This window comes from Neoalteromonas facilis (assembly GCF_002807665.1).
GTDB lineage: Bacteria > Pseudomonadota > Gammaproteobacteria > Enterobacterales > Alteromonadaceae > Alteromonas_E > Alteromonas_E facilis.
Genome location: NZ_PEAY01000004.1, coordinates 231,896 through 256,512 on the forward strand (window position 1 = coordinate 231,896; position 24,617 = coordinate 256,512).

Annotated in this window: 24 protein-coding genes; 18 read left to right on the forward strand and 6 right to left on the reverse strand. The window is 45.7% G+C overall.

The window, feature by feature from the left end:
• The first annotated feature begins 5 nt into the window (after nucleotides 1-5).
• A complete protein-coding gene (locus CSH93_RS12445) occupies nucleotides 6-875 on the forward strand; it encodes an MBL fold metallo-hydrolase (RefSeq protein WP_100643590.1) in 870 nt (289 codons plus the stop codon).
• Between the two features lie 8 nt (nucleotides 876-883).
• Nucleotides 884-1,279, forward strand: coding sequence for a rhodanese-like domain-containing protein (locus CSH93_RS12450; RefSeq protein WP_100643591.1), 396 nt, complete (start codon nucleotides 884-886; stop codon nucleotides 1,277-1,279).
• A gap of 49 nt (nucleotides 1,280-1,328) precedes the next feature.
• Here the strand turns inward: CSH93_RS12450 and CSH93_RS12455 are convergent, their stop codons facing one another.
• The 5 genes from CSH93_RS12455 to rsd all read right to left on the reverse strand — a co-directional run bounded on the left by CSH93_RS12455 (nucleotide 1,329) and on the right by rsd (nucleotide 4,696).
• A complete protein-coding gene (locus CSH93_RS12455) occupies nucleotides 1,329-1,781 on the reverse strand; it encodes an RrF2 family transcriptional regulator (RefSeq protein ID WP_100643592.1) in 453 nt (150 codons plus the stop codon).
• A gap of 179 nt (nucleotides 1,782-1,960) precedes the next feature.
• On the reverse strand, nucleotides 1,961-3,160 hold the full coding sequence (locus tag CSH93_RS12460; RefSeq protein WP_240615596.1) for an OmpA family protein: 1,200 nt from the start codon (nucleotides 3,158-3,160) through the stop codon (nucleotides 1,961-1,963).
• Nucleotides 3,161-3,230: 70 nt separating this feature from the next.
• Nucleotides 3,231-3,659: a secondary thiamine-phosphate synthase enzyme YjbQ gene (locus CSH93_RS12465; RefSeq protein WP_100643593.1), complete on the reverse strand. Its 429-nt coding sequence runs from the start codon at nucleotides 3,657-3,659 to the stop codon at nucleotides 3,231-3,233.
• A gap of 8 nt (nucleotides 3,660-3,667) precedes the next feature.
• Nucleotides 3,668-4,108 (reverse strand): transcriptional repressor, encoded by a 441-nt coding sequence (locus CSH93_RS12470; protein WP_100643594.1) that lies wholly within the window; start codon nucleotides 4,106-4,108, stop codon nucleotides 3,668-3,670.
• 105 nt (nucleotides 4,109-4,213) lie between these two features.
• Nucleotides 4,214-4,696 carry a sigma D regulator gene (gene rsd / locus CSH93_RS12475; RefSeq protein WP_100643595.1) on the reverse strand — a complete coding sequence of 161 codons (483 nt, stop codon included), beginning with the start codon at nucleotides 4,694-4,696 and terminating at the stop codon, nucleotides 4,214-4,216.
• Nucleotides 4,697-4,794: 98 nt separating this feature from the next.
• On the opposite strand from rsd, the gene nudC reads away from it, so the two are divergent.
• On the forward strand, nucleotides 4,795-5,613 hold the full coding sequence (nudC, locus tag CSH93_RS12480) for an NAD(+) diphosphatase (protein WP_100643596.1): 819 nt from the start codon (nucleotides 4,795-4,797) through the stop codon (nucleotides 5,611-5,613).
• A gap of 214 nt (nucleotides 5,614-5,827) precedes the next feature.
• Nucleotides 5,828-6,892 carry a uroporphyrinogen decarboxylase gene (gene hemE / locus CSH93_RS12485; RefSeq protein ID WP_100643597.1) on the forward strand — a complete coding sequence of 355 codons (1,065 nt, stop codon included), beginning with the start codon at nucleotides 5,828-5,830 and terminating at the stop codon, nucleotides 6,890-6,892.
• On the opposite strand, the gene queG is transcribed toward hemE, so the two are convergent.
• The gene (gene queG, locus CSH93_RS12490) at nucleotides 6,889-8,034 is read right to left on the reverse strand and encodes a tRNA epoxyqueuosine(34) reductase QueG (RefSeq protein ID WP_100643598.1); all 1,146 of its coding nucleotides are present in this window, start codon (nucleotides 8,032-8,034) and stop codon (nucleotides 6,889-6,891) included. The genes hemE and queG overlap by 4 nt on opposite strands.
• Before the next feature lie 6 nt (nucleotides 8,035-8,040).
• Between queG and CSH93_RS12495 the strand changes: the two genes are divergently transcribed.
• The 14 genes from CSH93_RS12495 (at nucleotide 8,041) to CSH93_RS12560 (ending at nucleotide 24,575) form a co-directional block, all read left to right on the forward strand.
• A complete protein-coding gene (locus tag CSH93_RS12495; protein ID WP_100643599.1) occupies nucleotides 8,041-9,549 on the forward strand; it encodes an NAD(P)H-hydrate dehydratase in 1,509 nt (502 codons plus the stop codon).
• A 14-nt stretch (nucleotides 9,550-9,563) separates the two neighbouring features.
• Nucleotides 9,564-10,052 carry a tRNA (adenosine(37)-N6)-threonylcarbamoyltransferase complex ATPase subunit type 1 TsaE gene (gene tsaE, locus CSH93_RS12500; protein ID WP_100643600.1) on the forward strand — a complete coding sequence of 163 codons (489 nt, stop codon included), beginning with the start codon at nucleotides 9,564-9,566 and terminating at the stop codon, nucleotides 10,050-10,052.
• Between the two features lie 52 nt (nucleotides 10,053-10,104).
• On the forward strand, nucleotides 10,105-11,472 hold the full coding sequence (locus CSH93_RS12505) for an N-acetylmuramoyl-L-alanine amidase (RefSeq protein ID WP_164078363.1): 1,368 nt from the start codon (nucleotides 10,105-10,107) through the stop codon (nucleotides 11,470-11,472).
• 11 nt (nucleotides 11,473-11,483) lie between these two features.
• On the forward strand, nucleotides 11,484-13,214 hold the full coding sequence (gene mutL / locus CSH93_RS12510; protein ID WP_100643601.1) for a DNA mismatch repair endonuclease MutL: 1,731 nt from the start codon (nucleotides 11,484-11,486) through the stop codon (nucleotides 13,212-13,214).
• A complete protein-coding gene (miaA, locus tag CSH93_RS12515) occupies nucleotides 13,207-14,139 on the forward strand; it encodes a tRNA (adenosine(37)-N6)-dimethylallyltransferase MiaA (RefSeq protein WP_100643602.1) in 933 nt (310 codons plus the stop codon). Before mutL ends, miaA begins: the two co-directional genes overlap by 8 nt.
• 98 nt (nucleotides 14,140-14,237) lie before the next feature.
• Entirely contained in the window at nucleotides 14,238-14,480 is a 243-nt protein-coding gene (gene hfq / locus CSH93_RS12520) for an RNA chaperone Hfq (protein ID WP_100643603.1), read from the forward strand.
• A gap of 17 nt (nucleotides 14,481-14,497) precedes the next feature.
• Entirely contained in the window at nucleotides 14,498-15,787 is a 1,290-nt protein-coding gene (gene hflX / locus CSH93_RS12525) for a ribosome rescue GTPase HflX (RefSeq protein WP_100643604.1), read from the forward strand.
• Between the two features lie 81 nt (nucleotides 15,788-15,868).
• A complete protein-coding gene (gene hflK, locus CSH93_RS12530) occupies nucleotides 15,869-17,029 on the forward strand; it encodes an FtsH protease activity modulator HflK (RefSeq protein ID WP_100643605.1) in 1,161 nt (386 codons plus the stop codon).
• A gap of 2 nt (nucleotides 17,030-17,031) precedes the next feature.
• Nucleotides 17,032-17,922 carry a protease modulator HflC gene (gene hflC, locus CSH93_RS12535; protein ID WP_100643606.1) on the forward strand — a complete coding sequence of 297 codons (891 nt, stop codon included), beginning with the start codon at nucleotides 17,032-17,034 and terminating at the stop codon, nucleotides 17,920-17,922.
• A 278-nt stretch (nucleotides 17,923-18,200) separates the two neighbouring features.
• Nucleotides 18,201-19,793: an AbgT family transporter gene (locus CSH93_RS12540; RefSeq protein ID WP_100643607.1), complete on the forward strand. Its 1,593-nt coding sequence runs from the start codon at nucleotides 18,201-18,203 to the stop codon at nucleotides 19,791-19,793.
• A gap of 88 nt (nucleotides 19,794-19,881) precedes the next feature.
• Entirely contained in the window at nucleotides 19,882-20,961 is a 1,080-nt protein-coding gene (hemH, locus tag CSH93_RS12545) for a ferrochelatase (RefSeq protein WP_100643608.1), read from the forward strand.
• A 2-nt stretch (nucleotides 20,962-20,963) separates the two neighbouring features.
• Nucleotides 20,964-21,422 carry a DUF4112 domain-containing protein gene (locus CSH93_RS12550; protein WP_240615597.1) on the forward strand — a complete coding sequence of 153 codons (459 nt, stop codon included), beginning with the start codon at nucleotides 20,964-20,966 and terminating at the stop codon, nucleotides 21,420-21,422.
• A 12-nt stretch (nucleotides 21,423-21,434) separates the two neighbouring features.
• Nucleotides 21,435-22,355, forward strand: a complete 921-nt coding sequence (gene glsB, locus CSH93_RS12555) for a glutaminase B (RefSeq protein WP_100643609.1) — start codon at nucleotides 21,435-21,437, stop codon at nucleotides 22,353-22,355.
• A gap of 297 nt (nucleotides 22,356-22,652) precedes the next feature.
• A complete protein-coding gene (locus tag CSH93_RS12560; protein WP_100643610.1) occupies nucleotides 22,653-24,575 on the forward strand; it encodes a hypothetical protein in 1,923 nt (640 codons plus the stop codon).
• The last annotated feature ends 42 nt before the right edge of the window (nucleotides 24,576-24,617 follow it).

Sequence of the window (24,617 nt, forward strand, 5' to 3'; positions counted from 1 at the left end):
AAAAAATGTCAGAAACATTCCATGTAGAATCATTTTTGGATAACGACAGTGAAACATTTACATATGTCGTCAGTGATCCTGCAAGTAAAAAGGCTGTGGTTATCGATCCGGTTCTTGATTTTGACTACAGCTCGGGCAGGGCGTCTACTAAAAGTGCGGAAGCTGTCAGTGAGTATATTGAACGTGAGGGGCTAGACGTTGAATGGGTATTAGAAACACACGCACATGCTGATCATTTATCAGCCGCGCCATTTTTTAAATCTAGGTTCGGGGCGAAAATAGGTATTGGCAAGCACATTACTCAAGTGCAAAAAACGTTTAAAGCCTTATTTAATTTGGAAAAAGAGTTTTTACCCAACGGAACTCAATTTGATCGATTGTTCGATGAGGGAGACGAATTTGACGTCGGTGGATTACATTTTCGGATTATGCATGTTCCCGGACATACCCCAGCGGATATTGCCTATTTACTGAATGAAACCTCGGTGTTTGTTGGTGATACGCTATTTATGCCTGATGTAGGGACTGCTCGGTGTGATTTCCCTGGCGGGGATGCCGCGACGTTATTTGACTCGGTGCAGCGGATCCTGTCGCTACCTGAGACTACGACGATTTACGTGTGCCATGATTATCCAACCGCACACCGTTCTCATGAATGTTCTGTGAGTGTTGGTGAACAGCGAGAAAAAAACATTCATGTGAATTCTACGGTGACTAAAGCGCAATTCGTCGAAAAAAGAGAAACTCGAGACGCTACACTTAGTATGCCCAGATTAATTATTCCGTCTATTCAGGTTAATGTGCGTGCCGGCGAGTTACCACCTCCGGAAAGCAATGAAGTACGTTATCTGAAGGTTCCAATCAATCAACTGTAAGGTGAGTTATGAAATCTCCAAAAGAATATGTTGATGAAGTAAAAGCACTTATCAATGAAGTCAGTGTTGGTGAGCTGACACAGTTATTGAAAGATTCTGAGCTCGTGCTAATTGATATACGCGAGCACGAAGAGTATGTGCAAGGTCATGTGGCTAATTCGGTGAACTTGCCTCGTGGCGTTCTTGAAATGAAGCTAACAGATCACCCGGTAGTCGCTCACCACAGTGATCCCAACGTGGCGTTGGCAGATTTGGCGCAACGCCCGATTTACTTAATTTGTCGTTCTGGTGGTCGTTCGGCATTGGCTGCGCAATCACTAACTGTGATGGGGCACCCTGAAGTGTATTCTGTCGCCGGTGGCATGCTTGAATGGGAAAAACAAGGGCTGGCAACTACAAAATAGAAATACGCCTGAAATGAATGCTGTTTGAGTCAATGGCGATGGCCATTACTTAGGTTATCTCCGTAATTTCTATTCCTAGGTGATGAGCCAAGCCACCTTGGCGACCCTTAACAAGATCGTAAAGGCAATAATTGTCCAATTCACTGGTGAATCGTGATACTGCGTCCATCAAAATATGGCGCAGCCTGCAATCAGGAGAAATAACACATTGGCTGTCTGGAGAAGCGAAGCATTCTGCAATAGCGACATTTTCAATGGTTATTCTAAACACCTCACCGACATTAATCATATTGCTATTTCTCGCCAACTTATAGCCGCCGTTGCGTCCTTTAGTACCCACAATGTAGTGATGTTCAGCAAGGTTTATCATGACTTTTTTGAGGTGATTAAAAGAGACTTTATAGGCGTCTGCAATTTCTCTTGTCGTAACAAATTGCTCTGGCCTGAGTGCCATATAGATAAGAGCCCGAAAAGTGAGGTTAGAAAATGCATTAATCTTCATAAAGGCAGTCTGACAGTGAATAAGAAAGAGAGGTCAAATTTCGTTTGTAGATGTTAAAACGTTTGTCACAGTATAGTGCTCTGTAGCTATATTGCTACGCTTGTTTAATGTCGCCAGAATTAAAAAAGCGCCTTGGTAGTGGCCTACCAAAGCGCTGCTACATCCATCAAAAAGCGCAATTACTGCGATACACGTTCTTTTACTGTTGCAGAAACCTTAGCTTCGATACGACGGTTCATTTTATGTGCCTCAGCGCTGTCTGAAGCATCCAACAGTCGAGTTTCACCGAAACCTTCTGCACTCAATCGGCCAGCATCAATGCCATACGCATTGATGAGGAGATCACGCACTGCATTTGCACGACGTTCTGACAATGCCATGTTGTAGCTATCAGAACCAACCGATGACGTGTGCCCTTCAATAACTGCTGACGTATTGACATAGCGGTTTAAGAAATCTGCAAATGCCTTGATTTCTGCATCTTGTGGATTGGTTACGACATCACTGTTATTCGCAAACAAGACACGCAATGCGATTGACAGCTCTTTCTCTTCGAAAATGACACAACCGTTGGCATCAACTTTGTCGTTAGGTAACGAATCTGGGCACTGATCTTTGTCATTTGGCACGCCATCATTGTCGCTGTCGTTTACGAGTGAACAGCCGACAGCATTAACTGGTGTTCCTTTGGGCGTATTGGGGCATTGATCATTCGCATTAACCACACCATCGCCATCTAAGTCGTTGTTGCAGCCGGTAGTATCTACCGCTTGTCCTGGAGGCGTATTAGGACATTGGTCACGGCTATCCATAACACCATCACCATCGCTATCGCGGTCAGTTTTACGTGGCGTTACGTCACCAAACGTATACGCAAGGCCGATTTTAACCGCGTGGTCATTGAAACCTTCTCCGAACTCTCTAAACGCCATCGCTTCTGTGATCAACATAAAGCGATCATTCAGAGCCCAATGCTTACCTATACCTGCCGCAGCCATGCGATAACTCTGGTCAAGGTTTTGATGACGGAGACCACCAAATAAATAGGCTTTGTCATCATCAAGGAAATACATGACATCGGCACCTAAACTTTTACCTTCCTCTTCAACACCAAATGGCTTGTTCGGGTCAAAGTCTATTTCTTGATGAGCAACCTCAACGCGTGCGGCCCAATGCTTATCAAAGCGGAAACCGAGTTCAAAACCGAGACCATGTCCTTCGTCAAGATATCCGTTCGGCTCTGGCTTCTCACTGTCGGCGTTATAGTACTGTACGAATCCACCGAACCAACCGTCATAGGCAGGTGCTTCATCGGCATAGGCCGCGGATGTAATTAACCCTGCAGCAATCGCGGTACTAATGAGTGTTCTTTTCAACATAGCGTGTTCCTTTTTATCGTTTTCAAGTCATGGCAGCACTGCAGGCAACAGCTTTGCCACTAATCTGTTGTTATTTTGGTTTTCCCATCACGGTTATATGGATCGAACGTCTTCCACCATGGTCGCGGTGTTCACCCAAATAAATTCCTTGCCACGTACCTAAGACTAACTGACCATTTTCAACGGCGATGCTCAATTGAGTACCCAATAATGAAGACTTAACATGTGCCGGCATATCATCAGGCCCTTCATAGGTATGAGTAAAATATGGCGTATCCTCTGATACGATATTATTGAAAAAAGCGTTCATATCCTGACGCACCGAAGGATCGGCATTTTCGTTTATGGTTAAGCTGGCACTGGTGTGCAGCAGGCTTAAATGCACTATAGCGTGTGAAAAATACCGTATCTCTGGGAGTTCATCGGTGATCGTATGCGTGATCAGATGGAAGCCTCTGGCATATTCGGGGAGCACTATTTTTTTACTATGCCACTCCATTGGGGTCTCTATTCCTCTTGGCACTCTTGACACAAACCATGTGCTTCAATGGTTTGCTTTGAAATCAGGAAACCGCGGGCTTTGGCTTGGTCGTTAAGTTTGTCTTCTATGCCTTCAGATTGGATTTCGGCAACGTGTCCACAACTATCACAAATTAAAAATTGAACCGGGTGGCTGCAACCAAAGTGATGACAAGCAACGAAACTGTTAGTGGATTCCAGCTTATGGATTAAATCAAAATCGAGTAAAAAATCGAGTGCACGATAAACGGTAGCGGGCTTAGCGCTTTCTTCAGTTTCACGCAACGTGTCTAATAACTCGTAGGCTCCCATCGGACGGCTTTTAGTGAGCAGAATTTGATACACCTTTTCTCGCAGAGGAGTAAAACGAGCGCCTTTTTTTTCACAAAATTCACGCGCTTGGGAAACTAATGTTGTGATATTTTTCATTGCAAATTAATACAGTGTCTGTACTCATAATGTGCCGCTAACGTCATGATCTTGATAGCGTATTCTGAGTATTCAAATATGCGTTGAGCATAACACACTTTTCTTTTACGCAGGCGCATTTTCTCCACTAAGGAAATGGTCAGATAAATGCTGGATCAGGCGATCTTCTAGCTCAAAGCGAACAGCCAAGGTTTCGCCTAAATTTGCTACCGATTGCTCGAACATTTTGGGATTCACGATTTCTTCAACGGAGCTATAGCTGTCATTAAACTCCAGAGCTGCATCAGTTGTATCCATGAGTTCGGGATATAGGGATTCGCGTAACGATTCTCCCGAAGGGTCTTCACTGGCGATTATGTCAAATACTTCAAAATGACCCGCGGAGACATAGTCCATTAACAACTCGCAAAACTGTTCCAACTGCTGATGTGTGGGGAGTTGCTTATTGCCGTTTTGCGATTTATTCGCCGTTAGGCCAGCAAGTTGGCAATATTCAACCCAGAGTTGTTGCCGCTCATTTAACCAGTTATTGAGAACGCTATTTACATCGTAAAAGCGGTTGGTCTCGTACTCCGCTTGACTCAGCATGGTATAACCTACCTAATAGGTTTACTTAAACAGAAAATTGAGTATAGCACTGTACAAATTGTGAACAACTTAATTCAACCCAATTAGGACTCCTTACCATGATCGTCGATGTAATGCCCGCTACGGAGGCATACTGGCTAGTTGTCAGTAACGACCGTTTCTTGCGAGATGAAAGTGAACAAATATTGATGTTTGCGAGTTGGTCTGCGCTCACTTACCTAGAACAATATCAAGACAAAGCGGTACCTATTGGTGAGTATGATGGCCATCCGGTGATTTTAATTGATATGCAACGGGAAGAGGCTCCTGAGGCAATACCAACCAGTAGTTTGCGAAGCGCTCTTATGTACGCCAATGATGATCAGTTTGGTTTGATTGCCAAAGCATGGCAATACGCAGTGTTTTTGCGAACTCATCGGTACTGTGGTCAATGCGGAAGCACAATGCAACGAGTGAATTGGGAGATGGCGATGCATTGCTATCAATGTCACCACCGCACATATCCACGGGTATCTCCCTGTATTATTGTTGCTATTCACAATGAGGATTCGTTGTTGTTAGCGCTGGGAACACGACACAAAGATACCGGAATGTATTCGACCTTAGCGGGGTTCGTGGAAAGTGGAGAAAGCCTTGAGGAAGCATTGCATCGAGAAGTAAAAGAAGAAGTGGGTGTTGATGTGAAAAATATTGAGTACTTTGGCAGTCAACCTTGGCCTTTCCCACATTCATTAATGGTAGGCTACATCGCCGAATATGCGGGTGGCGATATCGTTATTGATGATGAAGAAATATGTGCAGCCGATTGGTTTCGTTTTGACCAATTACCCAAAGTTCCCCCTACACTATCAATTGCTGGGCAGCTAATCGAAGAGACGGTTAGGCGTCTTAAAGACAAACAAAAAAGCCCGACCTAAAGGTTCGGGCTGAATTAGTTGCGCGGTCCCGTTGACGGGCTTCTTTGTTGTTTGAGTTATACGTATAGCAAACGCTCACTATTTGCGCAAGTTTTAGGCAAAAATAATTTTACTGCGTAAAGTTATTTGGCCGAGAAACGCTGAAACGGAAACCATTTATTGGTATATTGCGCGCGCACAATATTTTGCAGTATTACCAAGAGAATCAAAACCAATGCAATTAAAAAATGACCGTTACTTGCGCGCACTGTTAAAGCAACCTGTCGATATGACGCCTGTGTGGATGATGCGTCAGGCAGGGCGCTATCTACCAGAATATAAAGCAACTCGCGCACAGGCCGGTGATTTTATGTCACTGTGTAAAAATGCAGAACTGGCCTGTGAAGTAACGCTGCAACCTTTGCGTCGCTATGAATTAGATGCCGCGATTTTATTCTCGGATATCTTAACCATTCCAGATGCAATGGGATTGGGACTTTATTTTGAGGCCGGAGAGGGGCCAAAATTTTCCAACGTTGTTGATAGTGCTGCGATGGTGAAGCAATTGCCGGTGCCAGATCCTGAAGATGAATTGGGTTATGTCATGAATGCGGTTAGAACCATTCGCACTGCGCTGAATGGTGACGTTCCGTTAATCGGTTTTTCTGGCAGCCCATGGACTTTGGCAACTTACATGGTTGAAGGCGGTTCGAGCAAAGCATTCACTAAAATAAAGAAAATGATGTATGCCGATCCTGCAACATTGCACGCTTTGCTGGATAAATTAGCGGATTCAGTCATCCTGTATTTGAACGCACAAATCAAAGCTGGTGCTCAGTCAGTGATGGTATTTGATACTTGGGGTGGTGTTTTAACTCCGCGCGATTACAAAGATTTCTCCTTGCAATATATGCACAAAATTGTTGATGGGCTTATTCGTGAAAACGAAGGGCGTAAAGTGCCGGTGACGTTGTTTACCAAGAATGGTGGTATGTGGTTAGAGTCAATTGCGGCAACTGGCTGTGATGGCGTTGGTTTAGACTGGACTATCGACATTCAGAATGCGCGTGAAAGAGTCGGTGACAAAGTTGCACTTCAGGGCAATATGGATCCATCTATCTTATATGCCGCCCCCGAGCGTATTGAACAAGAGGTTCAAACAATCTTGTCTGGATTCGGAGAGGGAACGGGGCATGTGTTTAATTTGGGTCATGGCATACACCTAGACGTTCCACCTGAAAATGCCAAAGTGTTTGTGGATGCCGTACACAAATACAGTAAGCCTTACCATCAAGGCTAAGCGTCTCTGGGTAACCCCTTTTCGACTGAACGAATAAGGCGTTGAACTTGTCGGTTTGCACCGGTATCAGCGCCTTTTGATTTTTGTTTCTGTTGTTCAATCGCCCAATCAATGTGTACTAGCGCAATATCTTCAGCGCTAGTTCGGGCTAGTGTAAGAGCTTCAATATTTTCTTCAGCAAAAGGAGCATTACCAATCGCCACGGCAATATTTCTAAGCCATTTTTGAAATCCTATACGGCGAATGGGGGAACCTTCTGTATGTGTCAGGAAGTCAGCTTCACTCCACGAGATTAATTCCAGTAGTGAGCGGCCAAATAGATGGTCTCGCGGGGTGAAATCGCTCTCTTCCGATAATGGTGCTTCACGATTATAGGGGCAGACCATTTGGCAATCATCGCAGCCGTATATGCGATTCCCCATCAGTGGCCGCAGTGCTTCATCAATAATGCCATCGTATTCGATGGTTAAATAGGATATGCAACGCCGAGCATCCACTTGATAGGGCGCAACAATCGCTTGAGTAGGGCACATGGTTAGGCATGCTGTGCAGCTGCCACACTTTTCTTCGACTGGTGCATCAACCGGGAGTGGCAGATTAACCAGCAGTTCCCCCAAGAAAAACCATGAACCCGCCTGTTCGTTTAACGTGAGGCTATGTTTACCCGTCCAACCAATACCCGCTTTTTCTGCGATGGCATGCTCAAGAATAGGTGCCGAGTCCACAAAGGGTCTAAATGCGGTATCGGCAAACGTTGAAGCTATTTTTTCACCGAGCTTTTTTAATTTGTTGCGCACTACCTTATGGTAATCCCTGCCAAGTGCGTAGCGACTAATATAGGCGATGTTGTTATCTTTGAGGTGCTGAGCAAATGCCGCATCAGCGGGCAAATAATCCAAACGAACGCTGATCGCACGCAACGAACCGGGTACTAATTCTTCTGGCCGAGCCCGCAACAGTCCGTGTCGTTGCATATATTCCATATTGCCGTGATAACCAGCGTCTAACCATTGTTGCAAGTATTTCTCATGTTGCGACAGATCAAGATCACTGATACCAACATGCTGAAAGCCTAGCGCCTTGCCCCAAGCCTTGATATTGTCTGCTAACTGATTTAAATCGATAGAATCAATGGTGGTCATAGCACAATGTTAGATACAGAATTGGCGCAAAGCTTAGCACACAAACTCTATCGCGCCGACCAAGTGCGTAATAATGAAAGAGCAGCAGCTGAACAATCCGGTAGCGATATGTATACGCTTATGCAGCGAGCGGGCAAATGTGTATTCGAGAGTTGCCAGCTACATCTACCCAACAGTGAGCAGTACCTGATCCTTGTTGGGCATGGTAATAATGCCGGTGATGGGTATGTTGTTGCCAGTGAAGCAAAAAAGGCTGGAAAGCAGGTTTTGGTCTGTGCCGTAGAGCCCGAACGTGAACTGAGTGGTGACGCCAAACAGGCACAGGAGCAATGGATAGCATTGGGAGGCAATGTCACCGCCTTTGACGCAAACCTCATAGAAAATAGTGATGTAATTGTAGATGCGTTGCTAGGCACAGGTACCAACAGCCTTATTCGAGCAGAATACGCGGACATCATTGATCGTGTTAACGCAAGTGATACACCGGTGGTGAGTATTGATATCCCATCTGGGCTTGAACCTAACACTGGGCAATCGATGGGCCGTTGTATCCAAGCTGACTATACCGTCACGTTTGTTGGTATTAAGCCTGGATTGACTACCGGCGCCGGAAAACAATCCTGTGGGAAATTAATTTTTGATGATCTCGGCATTGGCAAAGCGTTTTTAGGCCTAGCCAAGTCTTCTGCCACTGTTATTGAATTAGACAATTTTTCTCAAATGGCACCGCGCCAGGTGCATAGCCACAAAGGTACATATGGTCGCTTGCTATGTGTAGGCGGTAATAAGGGTACAGCAGGGGCTATTCGTTTGGCTGGAGAAGCAGCATTACGAACGGGGGCGGGGTTGGTCAAAGTGTATGCGCACGAAGATTCCAAAATCCAAATCAATGCTGGTAGGCCCGAACTAATGGTGGTGACTGACAATTTTGAGCAAGCCTTGGAGTGGGCGACCTGTGTGGTCATTGGCCCAGGCCTTGGACAAGATGATTGGAGTCAGAATGCATTTGATAAAACCTTGCAGTACTGCCACTCACACAACAAACCTATTGTTATTGATGCCGATGCTTTGAACTTGCTATCGCGTTATTCTGGCACGTTTAACATGAAAGAGTGTGTACTTACTCCGCACTCAGGCGAGGCAGCTAGATTACTTAGTATGACAGTGGACGAAGTGGAAGGTGACCGTTTTATAGCCGCCAGACAGCTTGCTGAGCGTTACCACGCGACCTGTATTTTGAAAGGCGCGGGAACCATTGTCGACAATGAGCAGCATACTTGGGTGTGTCGCCACGGTAACCCCGGAATGGCAACTGCTGGGATGGGAGACGTGCTAAGCGGTGTGTTAGGTGCGTTGCTGGCACAAGCATTAAAGGCCGATGTGGCGAGTAAATTTGGTGTTAGTTTGCATGCGCGAGCGGGTGATGTGTTGGCAGAACAGTATGGTGAGCGCGGGTTACTCGCGAGCGACTTGTTTGACGCTATCAGAGCCTTGATCAACAACCGAATGCGTTAATGGATACTGATTGAATGTCGGGTAAGCAATACACTGTTCACAATGAGCAAGAGACAGATGCGCTAGCCACGTTGTTGGCACATTCCATTACTCAGCTTACATTGCCTTTTGTGATTTATTTACGGGGTGACTTAGGGGCTGGGAAAACCACGTTTAGTCGCAGTTTTATCCAAGGACTAGGGCATGTAGGACGGGTAAAAAGCCCAACGTATACGTTGGTAGAGCCTTATGAATTAGAGTCGCTGAGTGTATTTCATTTTGATTTATATCGATTAGCCGACCCTGAAGAGTTGGAATTCATGGGTATTCGAGACTATCTGGAAAGTAATGCTGTGTGTATCTTTGAATGGCCTGACAAAGGGGCGGATCACTTGGCAGCGCCTGATATTAGCATTAGTATAACGATTGAAGGTGATCAGGAACGGCATTTTGACATTCAAGCCGACTCTGACAAAGGCAAGCAACTTACCGCATTGCTAGGCGAAACTAATTCGTCAATTTGATGTCTGAGTTAGCGCCTACTTTATCTTGAGAGAGCACTGCAAAGAGCACGTGATGGTATTTTTACACAATCAACAACTGACAAAATGGCAAGGCTTAGTGATACGCTCGGCCATGTGCATAGCCCTTTTGTTGATGCAACCTGCCGCGCTTTATGCGTCAGAGAATGCCATCGAAGGTGTTCGAGTATGGCCATCACCCAATAATACACGCATTGTATTTGACCTTAACGCAGAGCCGTCATTCACCTACTTTCGTCTCGAAAATCCTGATCGACTGGTTATCGATTTTGCAGACACACAGTTGCAGACTGCGTTGGGGGGTAGTGAGAACAGCAACGAGTTACTGAAAAAAATCCGCACGAGCCAACCTAAAAACGCTCGCTCAACGCGCGTTGTGCTGGATTTAACAGCGAAAGTGAACCCGAGTTTATTTGCGATGCCGCCAACAGAGCCCTATGGGCACAGGCTGGTAGTCGATTTGCCCTATGTTATTTCTACCCCACAGGCGACAGTCGTCAAAAGCAGCGACCAAAGTGACCGTGATAGAGATATCATTATCGTTATTGATGCAGGGCATGGTGGTGAAGATCCTGGTTCTATAGGGCCAAGTGGCACCTATGAAAAAAACGTGGTGCTCAGTATCGCGAAAAAGCTAGAGAGTTTAATAAACCGCGAGCGGGGTATGCGAGCGGTGATGACGCGTACCGGAGATTATTATATTTCGCCGAATCAGCGCCCAGAAATAGCACGCCGTAGCAAAGCTGATTTATTGATTTCAATTCACGCAGACGCATTTACCACCCCGCAGCCTAAAGGGGGATCGGTGTGGGTGCTGAGTACGGGGCGGGCGGATACCGAACTAGGTCGTTGGATGGAACGTACGGAACGCCATTCAGAGTTGCTCGGCGGTGCAGCTGAAGTTATCAATGATGCAGCCAGTGAGCGTTACTTAGCAGAGACTATTTTAGGGCTCTCAATGGATCATTCTCGCGCTACAAGTCATGACTTGAGCGAAAAGGTTATCCATGAAATGCGCAAAATTACCAAAATGCACAAAAACCGGCCACAAGCGGCTAGTTTGGCTGTGTTAACGTCGCCCGACATACCGTCTATTTTGGTCGAAGTTGGATTTATTTCTAACCCGCAAGAAGAGAAAAACCTAAATTGGGCCAAGCACCGAGAGCGTCTGGCTGATTCAATATTCACCGCAACAAAACGATATTTCAAAACGGTTCCACCCGATGGCACTTTATGGGCTACGTTGAAAGACTCCGTGCGGACGCACAAAGTACGTAGCGGGGAGTCGTTGTCGTTGTTAGCCCAGCGCTACAATGTTAAAATCAGCAGCATCAAGCGAGCGAATAATTTGACCAACGACATCGTTCATATCGGTCAAGTACTCACCATCCCAACCACTTAAAAAGGTCTTGTGTGACGATCCAACTGCTACCTGCCGAGCTGGCAAACCAAATCGCTGCCGGGGAAGTGGTTGAGCGACCAGCCTCAGTTGTTAAAGAACTAGTCGAAAATAGCCTCGATGCCGGTGCCAGCAAAATTGAAATCGAGATCCAACAAGGTGGTCACAAACAAATTTTAATTCGCGATAATGGCAGCGGTATCCCGAAGAATGAGCTGGCACTTGCGTTGAGTCGCCATGCCACCAGTAAAATCCACAGCTTGGATGATCTCGAAGCGATTCAAAGCATGGGTTTTAGAGGGGAAGCTCTCGCCAGTATTAGCTCTGTTAGCCGTTTAACTCTGACTTCTCGCACAGCAGAACAAACCGAAGCTTGGCAGGCGCAGACCCAAGGCCGGGACATGCAGGTTAATGTGCAACCCGCTGCACACCCAACTGGTACTAGCATTGATGTGCTGGACCTGTTTTTCAATACACCGGCTAGACGCCGTTTTTTGCGCACACCTAAAACAGAATTTACCCATATAGAAACGGTTGTTAAGCGTATTGCATTGGCACATCCGAGCATAGAGTTTGTGCTCAAACATAACGGTCGCCGCCATCTGCAATGCAAGCCAACATCAGATTTACACAAGCGAATACATGACGTGCTCGGCAAACCATCGGGTTTGACGCTTATTGACATCAATGCGGTTGATGAGGCCGTGTCACTGAAAGGTTTTATCGTTGATTGTAACGGGCCGGTCGAGCTCACTGATTGGCAATATAGCTACGTGAACGGTCGGCCGATGAAGGATAAGCTGATTAATCATGCGATTAAACAAGCGTATGAGTTATTGGGGATTGGACGAGATGCGCCGCAATATATTTTGTTTGTTGACGTTGAACCGAGTGAAATTGATGTCAATGTTCACCCTGCGAAGCACGAAGTTCGCTTTCATCAGTCTCGTTTAGTGCACGATTTTATTGTGAGTCATGTAAAGCAGGCACTGCAGTCTGGTTTTAGTGAAGCCCTTGCGGAAGATAATGTGCATCTTCATGCAGAACCTAGCCACGGCTATCAAGCGCCGAATCAATTGCAGAGCGAAAAACAAGCGCCGAATCGCTCAACACTAGCGCAATCACATTATGGTGGCGGGCAGGGCGCGAGTAGCGGGTTCAGCCAGTCTGCGGGGAAGGCTTACTCTTCTTTAATGACTATCGCTGAACGGTCCATGCCGCTGTCTCGCGTGCAATGTATTACGTTGCGAGAGACGATATTAGTTGCGCTCAATGGCGCAGACCGCGTTTACATGGTTAACAAGCAGCGTTTATTAACCGCTTTTTTACGTCAACAGCTGTCCACAATCAGTGTCGCTCAACCCTTATTAATGCCGGTGGCGGTCTCTGACAGCGAAGAATGGTCTGAAGCGCGTCGTGTCGCCTTTGAAGGAATGCATTTTCACATTGATAAAGTCGCGCAAAAAAGAGTGCTGAAACAAGTGCCTGCGGGCTGGCGTGCAATGCCGTGGTCGTCACTTTTTACTCACTTTGGGAGTATCGATATAAACGATGCTCAAGCGTCTTTGACTGAGTTGTTATCTAATACGTTGGCAAAGCAAGAGTATCCCTTTAATAATGTTATCGCATGGTTTGATGGGTTGCCTGAAGAACACCAACAAGCATTGCTTGAACAACAGGGTGAAGATTTCGACGAGAAAGACTTACTGCGTCTACTAGCAGAAGGAAACCTAGCACATGGCTAAGCCGTCAATCATCACGTTTATGGGGCCCACTGCGTCAGGTAAAACTGGATTGTCTTTAACATTAGCGCGCGATTTAAATTGTGAAATCGTGAGCGTTGACTCCGCGTTAATTTACCGCGAAATGGACATTGGAACGGCAAAACCTACGCGTGAAGAGCAGCAGCAAGCGCCTCATTGGTTATTGGACATCATTGATCCTGCTGAGAGTTACTCGGTAGCAGACTTTTGCCGCGATGCTCGACAGCATATTGCAGATATTCATCAGCGTGGCAAAACGCCTCTGCTGGTGGGGGGCACCATGATGTATTTCAATGCATTGATGAATGGGATTTCACAGGTGCCAGAGGCAAAGCCCGAGATCAGAGATGCCATACAAGCAGAAGCATTAGAGCGTGGCTGGCCAGCGATGCATGCTGAGCTTGAAGCAGTCGACCCCGTTGTCGCAAGTCGAGTACATCCGAATGATCCGCAGCGAATTGGGCGCGCATTAGAAGTTTACCATGCTACAGGTAAGCCGCTTAGTCATTGGCAACTACAGAAAACCCCCGGCCTTGCCGATGACCCTAGTGTCAGCGTTTTCCAATTTGCTATTGCGCCTAACGATCGAAAAGTGTTGCATCAACGTATACAGCAGCGATTCGAGCAGATGTTGGCGGAAGGCTTCATTGAAGAAGTAGAGCAACTGCGCGCCAGAGGCGATTTGCATTTAGATATGCCATCCATGCGGTGCGTTGGATATCGTCAAGTTTGGCAATATCTTCAAGGTGATTTTGACGCTGATGAAATGCTTGAAAAAGGTGTAGCTGCAACGCGACAATTGGCTAAAAGACAATTTACCTGGCTACGAGGTTGGGATAAATTACACTGGTTAGACACCTTTGCTCATGATAATTCTGACCAGATTAGAAAAATGGTTATTAATTAACCACCTGTCTGTGCTATACATTACAAGGGTGGGTGGTGTATCCTCTCACTTAGAACAATTAGAACAATTAGAACAATTATAACAATTAAGGAAGTAAGATGGCTAAAGGGCAATCTCTACAAGACCCATTCTTGAACGCGCTAAGAAAAGAGCGGATCCCAGTATCTATTTACTTGGTCAACGGCATCAAGCTACAAGGACAAGTTGAGTCTTTTGACCAATTCGTGATTTTACTTAAAAACACGGTTAGCCAAATGGTATATAAGCATGCTATTTCAACAGTTGTTCCTTCAAGAGCAATTCAAATGCCTTCTGGAGATGATGGAAATTCCTCAGACTAATGTAACAGGAGCGCCACTTGTTTGACCGCTATGCATCAGGTGAGCGAGCGGTTCTGGTGCATGTTGACTTCACAGACGAAGCGAGTAAAGAGGCACTTTCAGAGCTAGAAATGTTAGTGTCATCTGCGGGGGTTACTGCGTTAGAGGTAGTAACAACGTCTCGCAGTGCGCCCAATGCCAAACTTTTTATCGGTTCAGGAAAAGCAGACGAAGTCGCTGATATTGTGCAAACCCTTGATGCCGATGTCGTGATTTTTAATCATGCCTTGTCTCCCTCACAAGAACGCAATCTAGAAAAAGTAGTTAAATGTCGTGTGATCGATCGAACCGGTTTGATCCTAGATATTTTTGCTCAGCGTGCCCGTACTCACGAAGGTAAACTTCAGGTAGAGCTTGCTCAGTTGAAGCATATTTCTACGCGTCTTATTCGTGGCTGGACCCACTTAGAAAGACAAAAAGGTGGGATAGGCTTACGTGGGCCAGGTGAAACTCAGCTAGAAACCGATAGGCGTCTACTGCGAGGGCGGATCAAAGCTATCTTACGACGCTTAGAAAAGGTTGCAAAGCAGCGTGAGCAGGGGCGTCGTTCAAGAAAGCGGGCTGAAATTCCGACGGTGTCGTTGGTTGGTTATACCAATGCCGGCAAGTCTACATTGTTCAATACCTTAACCGAGTCTGCTGTCTATGCGGCTGATCAATTGTTTGCTACGCTTGACCCTACGTTGCGCAAGCTCGAACTGCAAGACGTTGGCCCGGTCATTCTGGCTGACACAGTAGGCTTTATCAGGCATTTACCGCATGATTTGGTAGCGGCGTTTAAAGCAACATTGCAAGAAACCCAAGAAGCCGATTTATTGTTGCATGTCGTCGATTATGCCGATGAAAAGTATCAGGAAAATACTGATCAAGTGCAGGCGGTACTAACCGAAATAGAGGCCGATGAAGTCCCGCAGTTGATGGTTTGTAACAAAATAGACCGCATGGAAGGGATGCAACCTCGTATTGATCGTGATGAAATGGACCAGCCTGTTCGTGTTTGGGTGTCTGCGCAGCAAGGTTTAGGGATTGAATTATTGCATCAAGCCCTTATAGAGAGATTATCGAAGTCGATCGTTAAGCGTCGATTGCAGATCCCGCCGAATGCCAGTCATTTGCGTGGGGTTTTATATGAATTGAATTGTATTGCTGCACAAGAATACAACGAACAAGGTGACTGGGTAGTAGATGTGAGAATGCCTAGCGCCGATTGGCAGCGGTTGTTAAAGCGTGAAAAAGGTGCGCTAGACGACCTCGTAATAAAGTCATAATCAGTTTAAAGTTGGCGCATGCAATCTGAAACGCGTGCGTTGTCGTATCAGATTTTAATTTGAAGTTTACGGAGTATGCTTATGGCCTGGAATGAGCCGGGTGGAAATAACAATGACCCTTGGAAGAACAAGGGCGGACGTGATCAGGGGCCCCCTGATTTAGACGATGTATTTAAAAACCTGTTTGGCAAGTTCTCCAAAAGTACAGGTGGTTCAGGCAATGGAACAGGCAAAAACGTCGGTGGTATCGGTGCCGGTATCATTGCGGCCTTGTTGATTGTGGTATGGGTTATCAGCGGGTTTTACACTATTCGTGAAGCTGAGCGTGGAGTAGTACTGCGATTCGGGGAGTATCACACCCAAGTTGAACCAGGCTTACAATGGAAACCAACTTTTATTGATAGCGTAATCCCAGTAGACATTCAGTCTATTCGTGACCAATCTTCATCAGGCTCTATGCTGACTGAAGACGAAAACTTGGTCAGCGTGCAAATGGAAATGCAATTCCGCGTTGTTGATCCTTACCGTTGGACATTCGCGGTTGTTGATCCTGAAGTGAGCCTCAGTCAAGCACTCGACAGTGCCATTCGCTATGTTGTTGGTCATTCAAAAATGGATGACGTGTTAACCGATGGTCGTGAAGTAACGCGCCAACGTGTATGGGAAGAGCTGCAAGCGATTATTGAACCCTACAATATGGGAGTTCAAATTGTTGATATGAACTTCCGTGATGCCCGTCCACCAGAAGAAGTGAAAGATGCATTTGACGATGCAATTGCTGCACAGGAAGACGAACAGCGTTTTATTCGCGAAGCCGAAGCCTACGCGCGTGAAATTGAACCGCGTGCACGTGGTCAAGTAAACCGAATGAACGAAGAAGCGCAAGCGTATAAAGAGCGTGTGACTCTGCAAGCGCAGGGTGAAGTTGCACGCTTCGAGGAACTTTTGCCTCAGTATGAAGCCGCGCCAGAAGTTACTCGTCAGCGTATCTACCTTGAAACGATGGAGCAAGTCTTCAGCAGTACGACCAAAATTATGATCGACAGCGAAGGTGGTGGTAACAACATGATGTATTTGCCATTGGATAAGATCATGGAGCGTCAAAATACGACGACTTATTCAAACGATGTATCGCGCAGTGCGTTAGATTCGCTACGCAATGCGGCAACGCCTGACCAGACGGTCAATACATCACCGCGTCAATCTACGCGCCCTGATCGTTTTAACAGAGGGAGAGATTAATTATGAAAAATCTTGGCGGTATAATTCTAGCCCTGTTTGTTGTCTTAGGTTTTAGCTCTCTTTTCGTGGTTAAAGAAGGCAACAAAGCGATTGTTATTCAGTTTGGTAAAGTCCAAAAGGACAGTGAAACAGGACTTGCGAAAGTGTTCGCTCCTGGCCTGCATTTTAAAATCCCATTTATTGATACCGTGCGCTCGTTGGACGCGCGTGTACAAACCCTGGATGATGCGCCGGATCGTTTTGTAACCTCAGAAAAGAAAGACTTAATCGTTGATTCATACGTGAAATGGCGCATTAATGATTTTGAGCGTTATTACTTGTCGACTGGCGGTAATAAGCTTCAAGCCGAAGCGCTATTGAAGCAAAAAGTGAATAACGGTTTGCGCTCAGAGTTTGGTGCCCGCACGATTTCTCAGATCGTATCAGGTGAACGTTCAGCGTTGATGGACCAAGCCATGGAGCAAGCATCAAGCAGCTCTGATGAGCTGGGCATTGCTATTGTTGATGTGCGTGTGAAGCAGATCAACCTACCGACGGAAGTCAGTGCTTCAATCTTCCAACGCATGCGTGCTGAGCGCGCCGGTGTGGCTCGTGAACACCGTTCGGAAGGTCAAGAGCAGGCTGAGGTGTTGCGCGCCGACATTGATGCAAAAGTGGAAGTTATGTTGGCAGATGCAGAACGTAATGCGCGTCAATTGCGCGGTGAAGGTGATGCCTTAGCTGCACAAATTTATGCCTCAACATACTCGAAGAACCCTGAGTTTTACAGCTTCTTACGCAGTATGGACGCTTATCGTTCGAGCTTTAATAGCAAACAAGACATTTTGGTGGTAGAGCCGAATAACGATTTCTTCCGTTATTTGAATCAACAATCAGGTCAGAACAAAGACTAAATATTAGTTAATGTTAAAAAAGCGCCTCAGGGCGCTTTTTTTATATGTTTGTTAGGCAGAACAAAGGTCAAAGTAGGCGACGCAATATTCGCCAGAGAGCTCTTCACCCTGCTTACATGGGCAGCGATACCATGACTTACCGGTGCAACGCGTTGGAATATGCTTTAACTCTGCACATCTTCGCGTAAATTAGGTAAACTGTGGCCAAAATCGAATAATTATTATAAATCTGCAACCGACACCTACATCGGTTCAAGTCGACAGATAGAGGATAGCGTTTGACTTCTCAAGATCTTTCTCAATCAACACCTGCGAAATCGGGTGGTTGGTTTAATCGCTTTTTGGCCACTGTTGAGTGGTTAGGAAACTTACTTCCGCACCCCATCACGTTATTTGCAATACTCGCATTTTCGATAGTGTTGTTGAGCGGACTTTTAGGCTTTTTTGATTACGGCGTTGCCGACCCACGTCCCTTGGACGCTGTGGGACGGGATCCAGATGGCATCATTGAAGTCATCTCACTACTAAACGCTGAAGGTTTACAGCGTATTGTTACTAACTTAGTGACTAATTTTACAGGTTTTGCGCCTTTAGGCACGGTATTGGTTGCGTTGCTGGGCGTATCGGTAGCTGAGCATTCTGGCTTGCTGTCTACTGCAATGCGTGCATTGGTCATGAATGCCTCAAAGCGCGCGGTAACGGTCACTGTGGTATTTGCCGGTATTATTTCTAATACTGCATCAGAGTTGGGTTACGTTGTCCTTATCCCTCTGGCGGCGATGATATTCCATTCGCTTGGACGACATCCATTAGCTGGGTTGGCAGCTGCATTTGCGGGTGTATCGGGTGGTTATAGTGCCAACTTGCTATTGGGTACAGTTGATCCGTTGCTGTCAGGTATTACCGAAGCTGCATCGCACATGCTAGATCCCCAGTACGTCGTTGGTCCTGAAGTGAACTGGTACTTTATGTTTATCAGCACATTTGCTGTGGCATTTATGGGCGCGTTTGTTACCGAAAAGATCGTTGAACCAAGGTTGGGCAAGTATGATCCTTCAGAAGCGTCGATTGATCTGGGTGAACAGAAAATGGACGCGCCAACCGCGCAGGAACGCAAAGCTCTGCGTTGGGCGGGTGTTTCTTTCGTTGCGCTGTGTGCCCTATTAGCATTTACCATCGTGCCTGAGAACGGCATTTTGCGTCATCCAGAAACGGGCGCTGTAGCCGGTTCTCCGTTCCTTAAAGGCATAGTGGCATTTATATTCATTACGTTTGCCGTACCGGGTTTTGTCTATGGTCGCGTGGCGGGCACCATGAAAAATGACCGAGATGTGATCAATGCGATGTCCAAGAGCATGGGTTCAATGGGTTTGTATATCACGCTAGTCTTTTTTGCCGCGCAATTCGTTGCATTCTTCAAGTGGACTAACTTGGGTACTGTATTGGCGGTTAAGGGCGCAACCTTACTGCAAACGCTAGGTCTTGATGGGCCTGAAGTATTTATATTGTTCATCATTATGTGTGGCATCGTGAACTTGTCACTTGGCAGTGCGTCGGCGCAATGGGCGGTTACGGCACCAATTTTCGTACCCATGCTTATGTTGATAGGTTTTGCCCCAGAGGTTATTCAAGCGGCCTACCGTATCGGCGATTCTGTTACTAACGTGATTTCTCCGATGATGAGTTATTTTGGTCTGATCTTGGCGATAGCTGCGCGTTACAAGAAAGATTTAGGCATGGGGACGCTGATAGCTACGATGCTGCCTTACTCCATGGTATTTATCGTGGGTTGGACCTTGTTATTCTATATTTGGGTATTCCTGTTTGGTATGCCTGTAGGGCCGGGAGCGGCTACCTATTACAATCCCTAACAATTTCACATTGAGTTGCTAGGCAATTTAGGTCTAAATGAGGGTTAGCTGCGTATTGTGGTTAACCCTTTTTACTAGATAAGACATTATGAAGTATCAATCAAATACCGGATTTACACACCGCCAATCAGATAAAATTGGTGTCTTGCTAACGAATTTAGGTACGCCCGAGGCACCTACTAAGCAAGCACTTAAACCTTACTTAAAGGAATTTCTGTCTGATCCCCGCGTCGTAGAAGTGCCACGTTTGATTTGGTGGTTTGTGCTAAACGGTATCATTTTGAATATTCGTCCTAAACGGTCTGCCCATGCCTACAGTACGGTATGGACCGAACGTGGTTCACCGTTAATGATGCACACTGAAGATCAAGCTCAGGCGCTAAGCGAAAAATGTAAAGCAGCCTTTGGTGAAGATGTCATTGTTGATTTTGCCATGCGCTATGGACAACCGTCGATTGCTGGCACTATCGAACGCATGCAGCAGCAAGGTGTTCGTAAATTGTTGGTATTGCCTTTGTATCCACAGTACTGTGCATCCACAACGGGCTCTACGTTTGATGCCATCAGTCAGTATTTCCAGCGTACTCGCTGGATGCCAGATTTCCGCTTTGTGAGTCATTATCATGATGATGAACGTTACATCGATGCATTGGCTGAAAAAATTAAAACGCATTGGCAAACGCACCCGCGCGCAGACAAGCTTATATTCTCCTATCACGGCATTCCCAAGCGTTATTTGCTAAACGGCGATCCGTACCATTGTGAGTGTTATAAAACGTCGCGACTGATAGCAGAGAAGTTAGGCCTGAACAAAGACGACTACATGACAACGTTCCAATCGCGATTTGGTCGAGAAGAGTGGTTAAAACCGTATACCGACCATACTCTTCAAGCACTACCGTCCGAAGGAGTTAAGTCGGTTCAAGTAGTGTGCCCCGGTTTTTCAGCTGATTGTCTGGAAACAATTGAAGAAATTGGCATCGAGAATAGAGACTATTTCATCGAAGCTGGCGGGGAGCGTTATGAATATATCGCCGCCCTCAACAGTGATCCTGCACATATCGACGTATTGTTTTCGATTATTCAACGAAATTTAGCCAACTGGTCTGTAGGTGATGATTATGCGCAGCGCGAAACATTGGCAAAGCAATTAGGAGCAGAGCAATAGTCATGGAGCAAAAAGATATGGTCCAACGCGACGGACAGCCAGAGGACTTACTCGCACCCAAAGAGCTCAGAAAAGCGCAGGATATTGCTAATCTGCTTGATACGGCGGTTAAAATTCCGGTCATTGGCGTGCCTGTCGGTTTAGACTTTTTGATTGGTCTTATTCCCGGTATCGGTGACGCGACTATGGTGTTAGCTGCGTTGCGCATTGTTCATTTAGGCCGAAAGCTTGGCGTACCGGAGCATATTCAATCCAAAATGATGCGCAATGTGCTGGTTGATTTTGGCCTAGGCTTCATTCCTATCGTGGGTGACATTGCTGACATTTTCTACAAAGCTAACCGCAAAAACGTACAGCTATTAGAACGTTGGTGGATAGAGACTCATAAAAAGGATGTAGACAGCCACACTGCTAAGAAGTTAGCTGAGTGGGAAAAGAAAATGGCAGAGCTTGAGAAGTAAGTACTTACATTCATGTCAATACAAGATGTCTTAATCTCAATACACGACGATATTAAAGCCAACATCGCTGCCTATGAAGGTGCTGTAGCCAATTACATTCCGGCATTGTCTACGGCGCCAAGTGATGGATTCGCCATGGCCGTATGTGACATGGCCGGCAATCATTATGCCGTGGGTGATATCGGCCATCGTTTTACCATTCAGTCGATCTCCAAAATCATGACGTTAACACTGGCGCTACAGCGATACGGTGATGATTTGTGGCAGCGAGTCGGCAAAGAGCCGTCCGGCACTGCGTTTAATTCGCTAACGCAGTTGGAATTTGAGCAAGGTGTGCCGCGCAATCCGTTTATTAATGCGGGCGCAATTGTTACCTGCGATGCGCTTTACTCACGTTTATCCGCGCCAACGCATCATATGCTTGAGACCCTACGCGAGCTATCGGGCAATCCCCGATTGATTATCAATAACGAAGTGGCTCGCAGTGAGTATGAGCACCGTTATCGCAATGCAGCAATGGCTTACCTAATGAAGTCATTTGGTAATTTCGAGAACGCTGTGGATGATGTGTTAAAGACGTATTTTTCCATATGCGCCATCGAAATGAACACACAAGAACTGGCGCAAGCGTTCAGTTTTCTGGCGAATAAAGGGCGTTCAGTCCACGACCAAGGGATCATCATTTCGGCCAAGCAAAACTCCCAACTTAACTCGTTGCTATTCACTAGCGGCTTATACGATGCAACAGGCGATTTTGCCTATCGTGTCGGTATGCCGGGTAAGTCGGGAGTTGGAGGCGCTATTGTTGCGTTTGTGCCTCATCAGTTCAGTATTGCGGTGTGGTCACCGAAACTGAATAAGTATGGTAATTCCTCTGCAGGTTTGCATGCACTGGAAATGTTTGCAGATCGCATGGCTTTGCAGTTGTTTTAGTGCTGGAGCGTTGCCCTTAGGGAAGAGTGTCTTGCCGAAATATTCGTATACCGAATACCGAGACTAAGAATAAGCACGAAACTTAGAAAGCGGCTAAATAATTATAGCCTTGAGGCACACATCGGAGATTTTGACGCTTAACTCTAAAGAAGCGGGCCCTTTTCTTAACTGAAAGGAGTTTTCTTGGATTCTCGGCCGATGGGTTGCTGCTCTATGGGTCACAACGCCTTACAATTTTTACATCAGTTTCTGAATGTTCTAAAGTAACTAGGAAGTCATTTGTTTAAGGGAATACTTATGCTCCATAGCACAGGCAAGTCAGGGTTGGCTTCAACTACTTTATTAGTTTCTGCATTGTTTCTATTTAACTCGCTCCTTTCTTTTTCCGCTTTTTCTAACGACCTCTCTGAGCGCTATATGCAAGGAGATGTTATTTCAAAGGATAAAGCTGTAGATCTGATGAGAGATCTCGTTAGTCAATGTTCGGATTCGGTGAATGAAGCGGTTTGTCTTAGAACGTGTAAGCACGCAATTGGGGCATTTTCGAATCGGTTCGACGAAATGCTAGCTAACCCAAGGCCACTTACTCGAGAGCAGCTTGCAGATGACACTATGTACTGTACTGGTCTCTTTCAAAATGCACAAGTTCAACCTGAGTCCTTTCTAGCATTAATTCAACTTCAAGAAGCCATAAAGCAGGGAGAAGCTATTGCGCCAACTCAAGAAAAGGGAAATAAAAAATCGAGCTCAAGCGGTCTCGCTAAAACAAGTACTGCGTCACTTGCGATAGAAAGCTTCCCAACAGAAGGTCTTTTTCATAAGTCCGAATTTGCAGCTCTATACCTTGGAGATGAGGAAAGCGTAGATTTGCGCGGAGAAGCAAGCCCAATTTTAACAAGCATGGTCGAAACTTATATCAAGAAGTACTCAAACACCTGTTACGACCACCTACCCGATAACGCTATCCAGATAGAGAGCCAAATGTGCGTTGAAAATCGAGAATATAAAATCAATGGCGTGCAAGTAGGCCCCACATACTGTAATCGCACTGAATCTGGTGGGACAGGCATTTTTACAACGCCAAGAATGCTAGAGGCATTTAACACCGTTAAAAGAAACTCTGCGATGGCACCTAAATCAAATTCAGTTGAAGATGTATTTAGAAGTATATCGGGTAGAGCAAAAATTGGTAACACTCCAATGCATGTGGCCTTAACAGAGTCTCTAGTTAGTTTTGCCAATATGGAACAAGATATGAACGTACTGTTTTCTGGACTGGCCTGCGACGCTCCGAGTTTACAATTGTTTGAAGACAACCTGTACGCATATGTTGTAGGGAATAAACTTAAACAACATCACAAACTTAAAACTCTTTCAGAGGCTCGCGCTTTTGAGCAAGTTACTTATAAACCGCATGAATTGGACATAAAGACATTAATGGATGATGTGATAAGTGATCATTCAATTGGTTGGCTGTTTAATCGGTATGTCAAAGGCAGTATCAACAACCTTAACGCATCAACAGGAAATGATGGAAACGTATATAGAGTAACAGCTGACTTCAAAACCAGCAGTTCCTTTAATCAAGTCGGTATCAGCCAAGGGACCGCTGAAAATAGTGCGATGTTGATGCTCAATAGCGAAGGACTGGGTTGTATACGTTTACAAGACAACTTTGATCGTTGTGGATTAATTAGCAGAAAAGTTATTACTGATTTTGAAGAAGGTCTATATAAGCTTGAGGCAGAGGATCCAAACAAGGGGAGTAATTCGATAAATCACGAAATTGGCGCTATAACAGTTTGTAATGAAAGTAACGAGGAAATACGCGTTTCTTTGCTGTCTAACATACCCAATAGATTAAAATACATCAGGAATAAATCTATAAAATCAGGTAATTGTGAAGTTGTAAATAAAACCTCCACGGGCGATTGGGCAATGATGCGTTTGGAACTGCAAAGAAATGGTCAGTGGAGTACGCCAAATTTCCGGAAACCTGGTCTTAAATGGCCGAATGTTATTGGCCCAATGCTTGAGGAGATGTGCGTGTCGCAAGATGCTTCTCAGCTTGATCGCTGCAATAATGGAACGATTTCGGAGGGAATATTTAATTTCAGAATTAAATATTCATCGGAAGATTATGTTTCCATTCTTATTGATGAAAATGAAATCAGAACGCAATCCGCAAACTTTAGTAGCCAGTCTGCTTTTGAGCTATGAGTATCTTATAGGCGCATTAGATGCGGTGTAATGTTAATAAAG

Coding starts and splice junctions, on each gene's coding strand:
- CSH93_RS12460 (WP_240615596.1), bottom strand. CDS start 3,160: ATGTTGAAAAGAACACTCATTAGTACCGCGATTGCTGCAGGGTTAATT.
- hemH (WP_100643608.1), top strand. CDS start 19,882: ATGAAGTATCAATCAAATACCGGATTTACACACCGCCAATCAGATAAA.
- nudC (WP_100643596.1), top strand. CDS start 4,795: ATGATCGTCGATGTAATGCCCGCTACGGAGGCATACTGGCTAGTTGTC.
- CSH93_RS12505 (WP_164078363.1), top strand. CDS start 10,105: ATGGTATTTTTACACAATCAACAACTGACAAAATGGCAAGGCTTAGTG.
- hflK (WP_100643605.1), top strand. CDS start 15,869: ATGGCCTGGAATGAGCCGGGTGGAAATAACAATGACCCTTGGAAGAAC.
- CSH93_RS12465 (WP_100643593.1), bottom strand. CDS start 3,659: ATGGAGTGGCATAGTAAAAAAATAGTGCTCCCCGAATATGCCAGAGGC.
- hemE (WP_100643597.1), top strand. CDS start 5,828: ATGCAATTAAAAAATGACCGTTACTTGCGCGCACTGTTAAAGCAACCT.
- CSH93_RS12470 (WP_100643594.1), bottom strand. CDS start 4,108: ATGAAAAATATCACAACATTAGTTTCCCAAGCGCGTGAATTTTGTGAA.
- tsaE (WP_100643600.1), top strand. CDS start 9,564: ATGTCGGGTAAGCAATACACTGTTCACAATGAGCAAGAGACAGATGCG.
- miaA (WP_100643602.1), top strand. CDS start 13,207: ATGGCTAAGCCGTCAATCATCACGTTTATGGGGCCCACTGCGTCAGGT.
- CSH93_RS12495 (WP_100643599.1), top strand. CDS start 8,041: ATGTTAGATACAGAATTGGCGCAAAGCTTAGCACACAAACTCTATCGC.
- CSH93_RS12550 (WP_240615597.1), top strand. CDS start 20,964: ATGGAGCAAAAAGATATGGTCCAACGCGACGGACAGCCAGAGGACTTA.
- rsd (WP_100643595.1), bottom strand. CDS start 4,696: ATGCTGAGTCAAGCGGAGTACGAGACCAACCGCTTTTACGATGTAAAT.
- hfq (WP_100643603.1), top strand. CDS start 14,238: ATGGCTAAAGGGCAATCTCTACAAGACCCATTCTTGAACGCGCTAAGA.
- CSH93_RS12445 (WP_100643590.1), top strand. CDS start 6: ATGTCAGAAACATTCCATGTAGAATCATTTTTGGATAACGACAGTGAA.
- hflC (WP_100643606.1), top strand. CDS start 17,032: ATGAAAAATCTTGGCGGTATAATTCTAGCCCTGTTTGTTGTCTTAGGT.
- CSH93_RS12560 (WP_100643610.1), top strand. CDS start 22,653: ATGCTCCATAGCACAGGCAAGTCAGGGTTGGCTTCAACTACTTTATTA.
- CSH93_RS12455 (WP_100643592.1), bottom strand. CDS start 1,781: ATGAAGATTAATGCATTTTCTAACCTCACTTTTCGGGCTCTTATCTAT.
- CSH93_RS12450 (WP_100643591.1), top strand. CDS start 884: ATGAAATCTCCAAAAGAATATGTTGATGAAGTAAAAGCACTTATCAAT.
- queG (WP_100643598.1), bottom strand. CDS start 8,034: ATGACCACCATTGATTCTATCGATTTAAATCAGTTAGCAGACAATATC.
- glsB (WP_100643609.1), top strand. CDS start 21,435: ATGTCAATACAAGATGTCTTAATCTCAATACACGACGATATTAAAGCC.